Here is a 14,575-nt window from a genome sequence, read left to right on the forward strand (position 1 = left end):
TGAGGGCGATGACCGTCTTCTTCCAGGTCAGGCACCACCGGATCACCGGCCCGTAGAGCCGGATGAAGAAGCGGGAGACCGGATTGGCACTCTCGGGGGGCATCTTGCCCCGCATGAAGAAGTACATGAGTACCGGCACCAGGGTTATGGCGATGATGGCCGAACCGACCATGGAAAAGGTCTTGGTGAAGGCCAGGGGGTGGAAGAGCTTACCCTCCTGCCCCTCCAGGAGGAAGACCGGCACGAAGGAGAGGACGATGATGGCGAGGGAAAAGAAGATTGCCCGCCCCACCTGCTTGGCACTGGCGATGATCACCTCCAGGCGCCGCTCCTTCCGCTCCTCCTCCGGAAGCTCCGACAGGTGGCGGTAGCAGTTCTCCACCATGATGACCCCGGCGTCCACCAGGACGCCGATGGCGATGGCGATCCCCCCGAGGGACATGATGTTGGAGGTGACCCCCATGAGCTTCATGGTGATAAAGGCGATCAGCACCGCGATGGGGAGGGTGAGGACGATCACCAGCGCGCTCTGGAAGTGGAGAAGGAAGACGAGCACCACCAGGGAGACGACGATGGACTCCTCCGTCAGTGCCCGCTTGAGGGTATGGATCGCCCGCTCGATCAGGTCGGAGCGGTCGTAGGCGGTCTTGATCTTCACCCCCGGCGGCAGCCCCTTCTCCAGGGCGGTGATCTTCTCCTTCACCCGGTCGATGACATCCTTGGCGTTCTCGCCGTAGCGCATGACCACGATGCCGCCCACCACCTCCCCCTCGCCGTTCAGGTCCAGGAGCCCCCGGCGGATGGCGCCGCCGAGTTGGACGGTGCCGAGGTTCTTCACATAGACCGGGGTGCCGCGCATGTCGGCGGTAACGACGATGTTCTCAAGATCGGCGGGGGTCTTGACGTATCCCTGACCCCGGATCAGGAACTCGGCATCGGCCTGTTCCAAGAGGCGACCTCCCACATCGTTGTTGGACGCCTTTACGGCCTCCATGACGTCGGAGACCTTGATGTTGTAAGCGAAGAGCTTGTGGGGGTCCAGATCGATCTGGTACTCGCGGACGAAACCGCCGATGGAGGCCACCTCGGCCACACCGGGAACGGTGTTGAGCTGGTAGCGGACGAACCAGTCCTGCAGGGTTCGGAGCTGCTCCAGATCATACCCCTTCCCTTCCAGGGTGTACCAGAAGACGTGCCCCACGCCGGTGCCGTCGGGGCCAAGGGTCGGCACCACGCCGGCGGGAAGGAGCGAAGCCGCGTAGTTCAGCCGCTCCAGCACCCGGGTCCGGGCCCAGTAGATGTCGGCCTTGTCCTCGAAGATCACGTAGATCATGGAGAAGCCGAAGGCCGACGACGCCCGCACTGCCTTCACCTGGGGGAGCCCCTGGAGGTTCACCGCCAGCGGATAGGTCACTTGGTCTTCCACCACCTGGGGGGAGCGGCCGGGGAAGTCGGTGAAGACGATCACCTGGTTGTCGGAGAGGTCGGGTATCGCATCCACCGGCGTCCTGTAAACCGCCCAGATCCCCCAGCCGATTACCAGGGCAAAGAGCATAAGGATGATGACCCGGTTGCGGGCCGAATATTCGATAATTCTCTCGATCATGTCAGCTCCATCACATCTTCATGTCATCCATGCCCATGCTGCCGTTCTTCTTTGGAGGCGCGGCCGGCTGTCCTCCCCCGTGCCCCTCGTGCGCCGGCGATGGGGCAGGCTGCTGCCCGGGTTTCGTTGCCGGAGCACCTCCATGCTGGCTATGGTCCTGGCTGCCGCCCCGAAGCTGCGATTCCGAGTCGATGAGGTAGGCCCCGGAGCCGGCAATAACCTCGCCTGCCTTTAGCCCCGAGAGAACCTGAATGTCATCGCCGACCCGGGCACCAACCTTAACGTTCCGTGGCTCAAAGGTCCCTTCCTTCACCTGCACCCAGACCACCTGCCGGGTTCCGGTATCCATCACCGCCGTGGCGGGAACGACAACAGTCGAGCCGAGCGGCATCTTGATGGCGGCGTTCACGAACATGTCGGGCTTGAGCTTCAGCCCCGGGTTGGCGAGCTCGATCCGCGCCTTGATGGTCCGGGTCTTCGGATCGAGGAACGGATAGATGAGGGAAATTCGCCCCACAAAGGTCTTGCCCGGCCACGACGCGGAGGTCACCTCGACCCGTTGTCCCACCTTGACGAAGGAGACATCGTTCTCGTAAATCTCCGCCTCTACCCAGACCGTGGAGAGATCGGCAATGGAGAACAGCGGATCGCCCATGTTCACGTACTGCCCTTCAAGGGCAATCTTTTCGATCACCACGCCGGAAAGGGGGGTGTAAATCGGGAGCTTTATGTTGGGCTGTCCCGCCTTTTCAAGCCCCGCGATCTGCTGCTCCTTCACCCCCATGAGGAGGAGCCGCTGCCGGGCCGAGGCCACGAGCCCCTCCCCCCCCTGGGAGATGGAGGCGATGGGAGAACTCTTGAGGCGGTCGCGGCTCCGGACAGCCAGGAGATACTCCTGCTGGGCCGAGACGAGATCGGGCGAATATAGCTCCGCCACCGGCCGTCCCTTGGAGACAAAATCACCAACAGCGTTGACGTTGAGCCTGTCGATCCTCCCCGCCACCCAGGCGGTCACCTTGGCCTGACGCCGCTGATCATAGGAAACAATCCCCGTGGCGGTGACCTCCTTCTGGAGGCTCTTGGCCGCCACGGCCTGGGTCGCCACGTTGGCCATGACCATCTGGGTAGTGGGGATGGAGACCTGGGCGAGCTTCTCCAGTTCCTTGGCGTCGGCCTTCCCCCCCTCCACCTTTTTCACCAGGTTCATCCCGCAGATGGGGCAGGCCCCCGGCTTGTCCTTGACGATGAAGGGGTGCATGGGGCAGGTATACTCAACCTTGGCCTCGGCGGCATGGTCGTGGCCGTCCCCCGCCCCCTCCTGGCCCTTCTTCTGGCACCCCGTAACCGACAACGCAGCGAGCAGCATCATGGCCGGCAGAACGATGAATTTCGTAGTACGCATGGCAATCAACCTCTCGGTGAAATGGTCAATCAAGCTCTTTTCCCACCAGCGCCTCCAGCTGCGCTTTTCTCATCTGGTATTCGGCCTGGGATTCGTAGTACTCCCGCTCGTAGGTGAAGAGCGTCAGCCGCGCATCGAGAAGCGTGAGAAAATCAACCTTCCCGACCCGGTAGCCGATGGCGGCCGACTCCAGGGACTGCTCCGCCTGGGGGATGATGCCGGTCCGGTAGAGGTGCACGAGCTTTTCGCGCCGCTCCATCTGGGCCAGGTTGTCGGCGATGCCGAGGGAGATGCCGTTCACGAGCATGTCCCGCTCGGCCCGCGCCATGCCGGTCTCGGCCGCAGCCTCCCGGGCCATGGCCTGGCGCCGTTCCCGCTGGATGGGGAGGTTGAAGGTAACCCCGGCGCCGTACATGTCGTAGCCGGCTTCCATCTCGTTGATGGGGTCCCGCTGCATGTACTCGAAGGAGAGGTTGAAATCCGGGAAAAACTCTTTCTGCGCCAGACGGTGCCCCGCCTCCCCCTTAGCCATGAGCGCCCCGTAACTCTTGAGCAGGGGACGGTTCTCCTGGGCTGCGGCCTGAAGCTGCTCCGCCGTCCAGGAAACCGGCCGGATCTCGAAATCGGGAATAGTCCCCACCGGCGTCTCCGCCGGCCGGAAGAGGAGCGTGTTGAGGGTCGCCTGGAGGCTCTTTCGCCGCTGCTCCAGGGATATCTGCATGTCGAGCATACGCGAGCGTTCCACCTGGGCCTTGAAGACGTCCTGCTGGGCACCCTGGCCCACGGAATACCTGGTTTCGGCCAAGGCGATGAAGTCGTCCATCACCCGGATGTTCTTCCCGACGATGGCGAGCTCCCTGTCGGTCAGGTAGATCTGGTACCAGGTCTCCTTCACCATCCTGGCCAGCTCCAGCTTCCGCTCCTCGATCTGCCACTGGTACGCCTCCGCCTCCCGGGCTGCCACCTCCTCCTTCAGCGCCCGCTTCCCCCAGAAAGGGAGCTGCTGGCTGATGCCGACAATCCGCTGCGTCATGGGGTCGCGCTGGGAGTTGAAGGGATCCCGCAGGAGGAAGCTCTGGAGTTTGAGCATCAACATCGGGTCGTCAAGGGCACCCGCCTGCTTCACGCGGCTGGTGTACATCTCCCAGCGGGCTTGGGAAGCCTTCACTTCGGGATTGGCGGCAAGGGCCTGCTCCACCAGCATCGGCAGCTCTTCCGGCGGCAGGGCATCGGTCGCACTGGCGGGGAGGACGCTAAGTACAAGGCACGCCGCCGCAGCCAGCATGCCCCAGGCAAGACGCTTCTTCATCGGCAGTCTCCAGGGGTAGTTTTAGTATTCTGCATTACACAGGGCATGCCACGGCGCAACAGTCTGATTTCACGCCGTATCGCACTGCAGTCCATGACAAGATCTGAAGAATATTCAACACCATAGGTGGAATATTCCCCGATAAGTATAGAGCACGCCGCTCATCGTGCAATGAAACGACGTACTGTCGGGGAAAGAAATGGTTCGAGAGAATACGGGTCAGGCGCTTAGAGGGGCGGAAGCCGTGGGGACAAGAGACAGATCGAAGTGTGCCGCCCCCCAGGCGAGAATCTCCCTCCCGGCGGCGCCCGCGATGGAAGCGGGAGGGCGCTGGCCGAGGAAGCGGAGGGCGGCGAGGATCAGTCTCCCTCCGTCGGCGGCCAGGTCGCGGCCGGCGGCGAGGGAGATGGCATTGTCCCGCTTGGAGAGCTTTCCCCCGCCGGGGGCGGTCACCAGGGGGAGGTGGGCGTAGGCGGGGGTTTCGTAGCCAAGGAGCCGCTGGAGAAGAATCTGGCGCGGGGTCGATGAGAGGAGGTCAGCCCCCCGCACCACCTGGGTCACCCCCTGATCGGCGTCGTCCACCACCACGGCCAGCTGGTAGGCGAAGAGCCCGTCTGCCCGCTTCACCACGAAGTCGCCGCAGATCCGGGCGAGATCGTACCGCTTCTCCCCCATGATGAGATCATGTACAACGATGGGCTCCGCGCCCACCTTCACCCGGTACGAACGGGGCTCCTTCCCGGCCGGCAACCCGTTGCGGCAGATGTTGGGATAGGGCACCTCTCCCTCGCCGTCGTGGGGGGCACTGGCGGCCCGGGCGATCTCGGCCCGGGAGCAGCCGCAGGGGTAGGCGTTCCTCGCCGATAGAAGACGCTCAAGGGCGGACCCATATGCTTCGGCCCGCCGGCTCTGCCACATGACATCACCGTCCCAGGCAAAGCCGAGAGATTCCAGGGTTCGGAACATGTCGTCGGCCATCCCCGGCACCACCCGGGGGGTATCCAGGTCCTCCATCCGCAGGAGCCAGAGCCCTCCAGCCCGCTTCGCCATGGCGTAACTCCCCACGGCGGCCACCAGGGAGCCAAGGTGAAGGGGGCCGGTGGGAGACGGGGCGAAGCGACCAACGACGGTGCGGTTTTCAGGCATCTGCTCGGATATCATACGAATACTGGCCAACCCTTGATGAGAATTACTTCAGGTGCGATAGACTTGAGGCAGGAGGTAGTCATGGGTAGAGGCCCGATAAAGCAATATGCATTGGCGAGTGTTCTGGTCATGCTCCTCATTGCCCTGTCCGTGGCCGGTGCGGTCGGAAGCGCTGTCACAGGAAGCGAGGTGACGCTCCACTTTTTCTGGGGCGAGGGGTGCGCCCACTGCGCCAAGGCCAAGCCCTTCATCGCCAAACTCCGACAGAACCACCCCGGCCTTCAGGTGCGCGACTACGAAGTCTTCTCCGACCGCAAGAACATCGACATCCTCATGGCCATGGCAAAGGAGCGGGGTTTCGAGCCAACCGGGGTCCCCGTCATTATCATCGGCGACAAGGTCATCGAAGGCTTCTCCGACGACAAGGCCAGGGCCATCGAACGCCAGGTTTCAGCAGAATTGGCGGCCCGAGAGACCACGGCACCACCCGCAGCCGCCCCGCCGGCGGCGGAAACCATCACCATCCCCGGCATCTGCACCGTGGACCCGGCCGCCCTGTCGCTGCCGCTCTTCACCCTCGTTATCGCCCTCTTGGACAGCTTCAATCCCTGCGCCTTCTTTGTACTGCTCTTCCTCATGAGCCTGCTGGTCCACGCCCATTCCCGCAACCGCATGGCGCTCGTGGGGGGAACCTTCGTCTTCTTCTCCGGTTTTGTCTATTTTCTCTTCATGGCAGCCTGGCTCAACCTCTTTCTGCTTGCCGGCACCCTGGCCGCCGTCACCACCGCCGCAGGAATCATCGCCCTCGTGGTGGCCGTCATCAACATAAAAGACTTCTTTTTCTTTGAGAAAGGGGTATCCCTCGTCATCCCGGAAGAGAAGAAGCCGAAACTCTTCGAGCGGATGCGGCATCTCGTTCACGCGGGGTCGCTCCCCTCAATGCTGGGGGGGACGGTGGTTCTGGCCGTGGCGGCCAACAGCTACGAACTCCTCTGCACTGCCGGATTCCCCATGGTCTACACCCGGCTCCTGACCCTGCGCGCCCTTCCCTCCTCCGAATACTACCTCTACCTGGCCTTCTACAACCTGATCTACGTGGTTCCCCTTGCCGTCATCGTCGGCATCTTTACCGTAACCCTCGGCAACCGGAAACTGACGGAGTGGCAGGGGCGGGTCCTGAAGCTCCTCTCGGGCGTCATGATGCTCATGCTCGGCCTGGTGATCCTCCTGAAACCGACGCTCTTGAACAACGCCGTTGCTTCCATTGTTCTCCTCGCGGCGGCCCTCGCCGTCACGGCCATCATCGCTGTGGCAGCCCACTGGTTCGAACGCCAAACCGAAGAGCCCCGTCCATAGGGTACGGGGCTCTGATCACGGGCAAACCCTAGCCGAGGAACGAGCAGCAGTAGTCGGTGAGGGAAAGGACCCTCATGGTGAACGCCGAATTGGCAGGCACGTTGAACGACTCCCCCCCGCCGATGCGGTCCCACAGGTCGCTGCCGGGAAGCTTGAGATCCAGCTCGCCGGAGAGGATCTCCATGATTTCCGCGGCGCCGGTGTTGAAGGTGTACTCACCCGGCTGCATGATTCCGAGGGTCTTCTTGGTGCCGTCGGGGAAGATGACCGTGCGGCTCACGACGCCGCCGTTGAAGAAGACGTTTGCCTCGCGAACGACTGTTACGTTGGTGAATTCAGACATTGATTCCTCCATTCGAAAAATAGGTACAGCAAATTTTGTTACGCGATTCCCGCCAGCTCCAACCTTCCTCCCCAGCGCCGGGCCAGTTCCGCGCGGAGCTTTTCATGCTGGGGCATCCGCAGTTCCGGGTCCCGCTCCACCACGGCAAAGGCCTCCTGCCGGGCCTCTTCGAGGATCCGGCCGTCCCGCAGGATGTTTGCGACGCGGAAATCGGGAATCCCCGCCTGACGGGTGCCGAGAAAATCGCCGGGGCCGCGGATTTCGAGATCGGCCTCGGCAATCCTGAAGCCGTCGGTGGTGGACTCCATGACCCGGAGCCGCTTCTCGGCGTCTTCGGAGAGGCGCTCGCCGGCCATAAGGATACAGCGGGACTTCTCGCTTCCCCTCCCCACCCTCCCCCGCAGCTGATGGAGTTGTGACAGGCCGAACCGCTCGGCATGCTCGATGACCATCACCGTGGCGTTGGGGACGTCGATCCCCACCTCGATGACCGTGGTGGCCACGAGGATGTCGATTTCCCGGGACTTAAAGGAGCGCATCACCGCTTCCTTCTCCTCGGGCTTCATCCGGCCGTGGAGGATGCCGAGCCGCAGATCAGGAAAGATATCGTTGGCCAGATGCTCGGCCATCTGGGTGGCGGCCTTCAGGTCTGACTTCTCCGACTCCTCCACCAGGGGGTAGATGACGTAGGCCTGGCGCCCCTTGGCCACCTCGTCGCGGATGATGCCGTAAACCTGCTTCCGGCGCGACTCGAAGCAGATCCGTGTCTCGATGGGGGTCCGCCCCGGCGGCAGCTCGTCGACCACCGACAGCGACAGGTCGCCGAAGACGGTCATGGCCAGGGTACGGGGAATGGGAGTGGCAGTCATGACGAGGATGTCGGGGTTCTCCCCCTTTTTCCGCAGAAGCCCCCGCTGCAGGACGCCGAAACGGTGCTGCTCGTCCACAATGCCAAGGCCGAGCCGGTGAAACTCCACCTTGTCCTGGATTACCGCGTGGGTGCCGATGACGATCTGAGCCTCTCCCCCGGCTACCCGCGCCAGGGCCTCCTTCTTCGCCTTCCCCTTCAGCGATGAGGTCACGAGCGCCACCGAAACACCCAGTTCGTCGCACCAGCGGTGGATGTTCAAGTAGTGCTGCTCCGCCAGGATCTCGGTGGGGGCCATGATCGCCACCTGGTAGCCGTTCTCCACCGCCACCAGCGCCGCCATGAGCGCCACCAGGGTCTTGCCGCTCCCCACGTCACCCTGCACCAGGCGGTGCATCGGGTGCGGGGCCATCATATCCTCTTTGATCTCGGCCAGGACCCGGCGCTGGGCACCGGTCAGCGAGAAGGGAAGAAGCTTCAGGAGCGGCTTCGTGTAGGTGTGGCTGACGGCAAAAGCAATGCCCGGCTCAAGGGTCACCCCACGCTTTTTCAAGGCGAGCCCCAACTCCAGAAAAAAGAACTCATCGAAGACCAGGGTGCGGTTGGCGGGGTCCTTCCCCTCTTCAAGACCTCGGGGGTCGGTATCGCCATTGGGGAAGTGGACCCGTCGGAGGGCGTCGGCCAAGGGCAGGAGCCCCTGGCGCCCTGCCACCGCCGGCGAGAGCATACTCTCCACGCACGGGGCGAACTGGTCCACCACCCCCTTCATCACCTTCCGCAGGGTCTTCTGGTGGAGCCCCTCGGTGAGGGGGTAGACCGGCACCACCCGGCCGAAGCTGACCGGGTCCCGAGCCATGACCGCCTCCACACTCTCCCCCTCGGCCATCCACTCTGCATCCGGGTGATGCACCTCGCGCTGGAGGCCGAACTGGGAAACCAGGCCGGTAAAGATTCCCCGTCGCCCCTTTTTCCAGGTCTTCTTCAGAAAAGCGGGGTTGAAGTTGAACCACTTGAAGGAAATGGTGCCGCTTGCGTCCCGCGCCACCACCTCGAAGAAGCGGCGCCCCCCCTTTGTGGGTACCACGTCGGCGGAAATCACCTCTCCGGCGAACACTCCTGTCACCCCGGGGCGGAGCCTGGCAATGGGCACCACCTGACGGCGGTCCTCGTAACGGTTGGGAAGGAGATAGAGGGCGTCCTCCACCGTGACTATCCCCTTCTTGCCGAGGATCTCCGCCAGTTTCGGGCCGACCCCTTTGATGAACTGGATGGGGGTTTCCAGGTTCTTGCGGTTGATGGTATCGCGGACCGTTGAAGGATCCTGCTGCCGGGGAGCAGTAGTGCCAATCTCCCTGGCAACTACAAGACCGTCGTTCCCTGGGAGGATCACAACGGAGTCGCCCGGCCCAAGGCCCAGTTCTTTCAACACCTCAGCAGGAATTGAAAGACTTCCGTCAGCATTCAGCGGCAGACTCCATCGGGATACCAGCTCCCCCACGTTATCGCGATTTCCGTTACTCAACAGAAAAACTCCCCACGGCAGACCGGCTACACGCCGGCTCAGACGGGCTTGCAGTTCGCCCCGGCCAACGAGGGTACCACTTTAGCAGGCTCATTGACCCGTTGCAACCCGGGAAGTCGACGTTGGACCGCCTGTTGTCTCCTGTACTTTCCTTACGCAAATAGATGGTATACTGAACCGGTATGAGCCTCCTCAACACACTTACTCTTGCCATGGGAACCGCCTGGGTATCAGGGATAAACCTGTATGCCTCTGTGGCAACCCTCGGTCTGCTTGGCCGCTTTGCGCATCTTCAACTTCCCGGCGAGCTTATGGCTCTGACCAGCTGGTGGGTTATCGGCGTCGCGCTGGCTCTGTATCTAATCGAGTTCATAGCCGACAAGATACCTTTAATCGACAGTGCTTGGGACGTAATCCACACCTTTATTCGAGTTCCGGCAGGAGCTGTGCTGGCAATGGCGGCACTTGGCGATTTCGACACAGGGATACAGGCTATTGCTTTTCTGCTGGGAGGAGGACTCGCACTAAGTTCACACGGCACGAAGGCAGCCACGAGAGCCATGATAAACACGACCCCTGAACCCGTAACGAATGTGGTCGCGAGCGTAACGGAGGATTTCGTCGCGGTAAGCTCAGTACTGCTGGCAGTATTCTACCCAGTACTGCTTGTTGTGGTGGTTGTGGTCGGTCTGCTGATTTCACTGTTCGTGCTGCCCAGGACAATCAGGTATTTTCGTGCGGTAGTTGGTAAAATGCGGGGAACAGCTGATTCAGAACGGCATCCGTAAGGAAGCAAGGTTCGGGGTTCCCCTGAACAACCGCGAATAACAAGACGGATTCGGCTCTTCCAGTGACCAAAAGAAAAGGCGCCTATTTGGCGCCTTTTCAGTTTTCCGTAAGCCTGTTGCGGACCAGAAGTTACTGGCCGATGGCGTTCAGGTCTCTCAGGATGTCGTTCACATCGAGTCCGTGGGCGCTGCATCCCTGTTCAAGGGACTCGTTCTGGGCACCCATGCAGCCGATGCAGCCGAGATTGTACTTGCGAAGCACCTGGGCCACCTCGGGATTAGCCTGGAGGGCCTGGGCGAACGTCATTTCTTTGGTAAACTGCTGGTTCATTGTGATTCCTTTCTTTGTTAAAAGTGCATGATGACGGAAAATCAGAGGTACTTGATATCAATGATCTCGTATTCCTTGACTGACCCCGAAGGCACCTTGATCTTTACGCTGTCGTCGAGCTTGTGACCGATGAGGGCCTTGCCGACCGGCGAGGTGCATGAAATCTTCGCCAGCTTGATGTCGGCCTCCTCCTCGCCGACGATCTTGTAGGTGACCTCCTCCTCGCTGGTGGTGTCGTAGAGGGTAACGGTGGCGCCGAAGACCACCTTGTCGGGCTTCAACCCGGAAAGATCAACCACGTGGGCCCGGGCAAGCTTTCCCTGGAGTTCCTGAATTCGCCCCTCGATGAACGCCTGGCGGTTCTTGGCTGCATCGTACTCGGCGTTCTCCGAAAGGTCGCCGTGGCTGCGGGCCTCGGCGATATCCTGAATCACCCGGGGCCGTTCCTCGCGGATCAGACGCTTGAGCTCTTCCTGGAGCGCTTCGTAACTCTCTTTGGTCATGGGAACTGAATAAGACATCGTACTGACTACTCCTCTATGAAAATCGCGGGGCAGCCGTTTGGCCGCCCCGTTGGTACATTACGCCATTCTGAAACAGGAAAAGTCACCAGGTTCGGCAATTCTCCGACCGCTTTACACCAGATACTCCTGCAGCGGCTTCACATCCAACTCGCCATTGAGCATGGCGACGATGCCGCCGGCGGCAGCATTTGCCCCGGCCACGGTGGTGAAGTAAGCCACGTTGTGCATGAGGGCCTCTCGACGGATGGAGAAGGAATCGGCTACAGCCTGGGCCCCCTGGGTGGTATTAAGCACCATACAGATTTCGCCGCTCTTGATGGCGTCGACGATGTGGGGCCGTCCTTCGAGCACCTTGTTGATCACCTCCACTTCCACCCCCTTCTCCTTCAGGTAGGCGGCGGTACCGCGGGTGGCGATCAGTCTGAAACCGGCATTATAGAGTTTTTTCGCTGAATCGACAATATGTTTCTTGTCGGCGTCGTGGAGGCTGATGAAAACCTTTCCCGACCGGGGGAGCTTCACGTTGGCGCCGAGCTGGGCCTTTGCGAAGGCCGTGGCAAAGTCGGGACCGATCCCCATGACTTCGCCGGTGGACTTCATCTCCGGTCCGAGCAGGGTGTCGACCCCCGGGAACTTGACGAAGGGAAAGACCGCCTCCTTGACCGACATGTGCTTCGGCACGATATCACCGGAGACGCCAAGCTCCTTCAGGCTCTTGCCCGCCATGACCCGGGCAGCTATCTTGGCCAGGGGGCGTCCCGTGGCCTTGGAGACGAAGGGGGCGGTCCGGGATGCCCGGGGGTTCACTTCGAGAATATAGATGGTTCCGTCCTTGATGGCGTACTGGACGTTCATGAGCCCCTTGACGTTCAGTTCCAGGGCCATGATGGTGGTCTGCCGGCGGATCTCCTCCACCAGTTCTTGCGAGATGGAATGGGGCGGGAGGCAGCAGGCCGAGTCCCCCGAGTGGATGCCCGCCTCCTCGATGTGCTCCATGATCCCGCCGATGACCACCTCGGTCCCGTCGCAGAGGGCATCCACGTCGATCTCGATGGCCTTGTCCAGGAACTTGTCGATGAGAATCGGATGCTCCGGCGAGGCCTGGACGGCAGTTGTCATGTAGCGGCGCAGGTTGTCCACATCGTAGACGATCTCCATGGCCCGGCCGCCGAGGACGTATGAGGGGCGCACCACCACGGGGTAACCGATACGGTTGGCCGCCTCTTCCGCTTCCTCGAAGGAGCGGGCGGTTCCATTCTCGGGCTGCAGGAGGTTCAGTTTGTGGAGCATCTCCTGGAAGCGTTCCCGGTCCTCGGCCCGGTCGATGGCGTCGGGTGAGGTGCCGATGATGGGGACTCCGGCCTTCTCAAGGGCCACGGCCAGCTTGAGGGGAGTCTGACCGCCGAACTGGACGATGACCCCCTGGGGCTTCTCCAACTCGACTATGGAGAGGACGTCCTCGTAGGTGAGGGGCTCGAAGTAGAGGCGGTCGGAGGTATCGTAGTCGGTGGAGACCGTCTCCGGGTTGCAGTTGACCATGATGGTCTCGTAGCCGTCCTCGCCCAGGGCAAAAACCCCGTGGACGCAGCAGTAGTCGAACTCGATCCCCTGGCCGATCCGGTTGGGTCCGCCGCCGAGGATCATGATCTTCTTCCTGTCGGTCACCTCCGCCTCGCACTCCTCCTCGTAGGTGGAGTAGAGGTACGGAGTGTAAGCCACGAACTCGGCGGCGCAGGTATCGACCCTCTTGAACACGGGCTTGACGCCGAGAGAGAGCCGCAACTGGCGGATATCCTCATCGCTCTTGTCCCAGAACCGGCCGAGCATCTTGTCGGCGAAGCCGTACTGCTTTGCCTCCCGAACGATGGCGGTGAGGTTCTCCGGCGTCTCGGTCAAGACACTGACTTTCCGCAATTCCTCTTCCTTCTCGATGATCTGCTTGATGTTATGGAGGAACCAGGGATCGATGGCGGTGAGCTGGAAGATTTCCTCAATGCTCATGCCGCTGCGGAAGGCGTCCCCCAGGTACCAGAGCCGCTCCCAGTTGGGGACCCGGAGCTTGTCGTGGATAAGCTGCTGCTCCTTTGCGGTCAGGGCCCGGCGGGTATCACCATTGGTAAAGAGACGCGACTCGAAACCAGAGGCGCCGATCTCCAGGGAACGGAGCGCCTTCTGGAACGACTCCTTGAAGGTCCTGCCGATGGCCATCACCTCCCCCACCGACTTCATCTGGGTGGTAAGGGTGGCGTCGGCGGCCGGGAACTTCTCGAAGGTGAAGCGCGGAATCTTGGTCACCACGTAGTCAATGGTAGGTTCGAAACAGGCCGGGGTCTCGCGGGTGATGTCGTTGCGGATCTCGTCCAGGGTGTAGCCCACGGCCAGCTTGGCCGCGATCTTGGCGATGGGGAAGCCGGTCGCCTTGGAGGCCAGGGCCGAGGAGCGCGACACCCGCGGGTTCATCTCGATGACCACCAGCCGGCCGTTCTTCGGGTTGATGCCGAACTGGATATTGGAGCCGCCGGTGTCGACCCCGATCTCGCGGATGATCTTGAGGGCCGCATCCCGGAGGATCTGGTACTCCTTGTCGGTGAGGGTCTGGGCAGGGGCCACGGTGATGGAGTCACCGGTGTGGACCCCCATCGGGTCGAAGTTCTCGATGGAGCAGATGATCACCACGTTGTCGGCGGTGTCGCGCATCACCTCCAGCTCGTACTCCTTCCAGCCGATGACCGACTCCTCCACGAGGATTTCGTCCGTGGGAGACGCGTCGATCCCCCCCATGGCCATCTTCTCGTAATCTTCCATGTTGTAGGCTATGCCGCCGCCAGTCCCGCCCAGGGTGAAGGAGGGGCGAATGATGGCCGGGAAGCCGACTGTCTTGACCACCTCCATCGCCTCGCTGTAGTTGTGGGCAAGGCCAGAACGGGGGACCGACAGGCCGATCTTCTCCATGGCTTCCTTGAAGAGGGTCCGGTCCTCGGCCTTCTTGATGGCCGGAAGCTTGGCCCCGATCAGCTCGACCCCGAACTTGTCCAGGGTACCGTTCTCGGCCACGGCCACGGCGGTGTTCAGGGCCGTCTGGCCGCCCAGGGTTGGTAGGACCGCATCGGGGCGCTCTTTCTCGATGATCTTCGCCAGCACCTCGGGGGTCACCGGTTCCACGTAGGTCCGATCGGCGAAGTCGGGATCGGTCATGATGGTAGCCGGGTTGCTGTTCAGCAGCACCACCTCGAACCCCTCCTCCTTCAGGGCCTTGCAGGCCTGGGTGCCGGAGTAGTCGAACTCGCACGCCTGGCCGATGACAATGGGGCCGGCGCCGATGATGAGGATCTTATTGATGTCGGTACGTTTGGGCATTGCAACTCCTTGCTGATGTATCG

11 protein-coding genes are annotated in these 14,575 nt (G+C 61.9%); 2 read left to right on the forward strand and 9 right to left on the reverse strand.

Annotated features, from left to right (window positions below; genetic code table 11):
- From RCH91_RS01345 to gluQRS, 4 genes are all read right to left on the reverse strand, one after another.
- A partial coding sequence (locus RCH91_RS01345; protein ID WP_306532722.1) for an efflux RND transporter permease subunit occupies positions 1 to 1,606 on the reverse strand: 1,606 nt, incomplete at its 3' end.
- Between the two features lie 10 nt (positions 1,607 to 1,616).
- A complete protein-coding gene (locus tag RCH91_RS01350; RefSeq protein WP_306532723.1) occupies positions 1,617 to 3,008 on the reverse strand; it encodes an efflux RND transporter periplasmic adaptor subunit in 1,392 nt (463 codons plus the stop codon).
- 25 nt (positions 3,009 to 3,033) lie between these two features.
- A complete protein-coding gene (locus RCH91_RS01355) occupies positions 3,034 to 4,317 on the reverse strand; it encodes a TolC family protein (RefSeq protein WP_306532724.1) in 1,284 nt (427 codons plus the stop codon).
- Between the two features lie 219 nt (positions 4,318 to 4,536).
- Positions 4,537 to 5,463 (reverse strand): tRNA glutamyl-Q(34) synthetase GluQRS, encoded by a 927-nt coding sequence (gluQRS, locus tag RCH91_RS01360; protein WP_306532725.1) that lies wholly within the window; start codon positions 5,461 to 5,463, stop codon positions 4,537 to 4,539.
- Between the two features lie 81 nt (positions 5,464 to 5,544).
- On the opposite strand from gluQRS, the gene RCH91_RS01365 reads away from it, so the two are divergent.
- On the forward strand, positions 5,545 to 6,819 hold the full coding sequence (locus RCH91_RS01365) for a hypothetical protein (protein ID WP_306532726.1): 1,275 nt from the start codon (positions 5,545 to 5,547) through the stop codon (positions 6,817 to 6,819).
- Between the two features lie 28 nt (positions 6,820 to 6,847).
- Here RCH91_RS01365 and RCH91_RS01370 read toward each other — a convergent pair whose 3' ends face one another.
- Positions 6,848 to 7,162, reverse strand: a complete 315-nt coding sequence (locus RCH91_RS01370) for a pyrimidine/purine nucleoside phosphorylase (RefSeq protein ID WP_306532727.1) — start codon at positions 7,160 to 7,162, stop codon at positions 6,848 to 6,850.
- Positions 7,163 to 7,200: 38 nt separating this feature from the next.
- Positions 7,201 to 9,552, reverse strand: coding sequence for an ATP-dependent DNA helicase RecG (recG, locus tag RCH91_RS01375; RefSeq protein WP_373694354.1), 2,352 nt, complete (start codon positions 9,550 to 9,552; stop codon positions 7,201 to 7,203).
- Positions 9,553 to 9,734: 182 nt separating this feature from the next.
- Between recG and RCH91_RS01380 the strand changes: the two genes are divergently transcribed.
- Positions 9,735 to 10,340, forward strand: a complete 606-nt coding sequence (locus RCH91_RS01380) for a DUF4126 domain-containing protein (protein WP_306532728.1) — start codon at positions 9,735 to 9,737, stop codon at positions 10,338 to 10,340.
- A gap of 130 nt (positions 10,341 to 10,470) precedes the next feature.
- On the opposite strand, the gene RCH91_RS01385 is transcribed toward RCH91_RS01380, so the two are convergent.
- The 3 genes from RCH91_RS01385 to carB all read right to left on the reverse strand — a co-directional run bounded on the left by RCH91_RS01385 (position 10,471) and on the right by carB (position 14,552).
- The gene (locus RCH91_RS01385) at positions 10,471 to 10,671 is read right to left on the reverse strand and encodes a DUF1858 domain-containing protein (protein ID WP_306532729.1); all 201 of its coding nucleotides are present in this window, start codon (positions 10,669 to 10,671) and stop codon (positions 10,471 to 10,473) included.
- 41 nt (positions 10,672 to 10,712) lie between these two features.
- A complete protein-coding gene (gene greA / locus RCH91_RS01390; protein ID WP_306532730.1) occupies positions 10,713 to 11,192 on the reverse strand; it encodes a transcription elongation factor GreA in 480 nt (159 codons plus the stop codon).
- 114 nt (positions 11,193 to 11,306) lie between these two features.
- A complete protein-coding gene (carB, locus tag RCH91_RS01395; protein WP_306532731.1) occupies positions 11,307 to 14,552 on the reverse strand; it encodes a carbamoyl-phosphate synthase large subunit in 3,246 nt (1,081 codons plus the stop codon).
- Between the last annotated feature and the right edge of the window lie 23 nt (positions 14,553 to 14,575).

This window comes from Geobacter sp., from assembly GCF_030834625.1.
Taxonomy (GTDB): Bacteria; Desulfobacterota; Desulfuromonadia; order Geobacterales; family Geobacteraceae; genus Geobacter.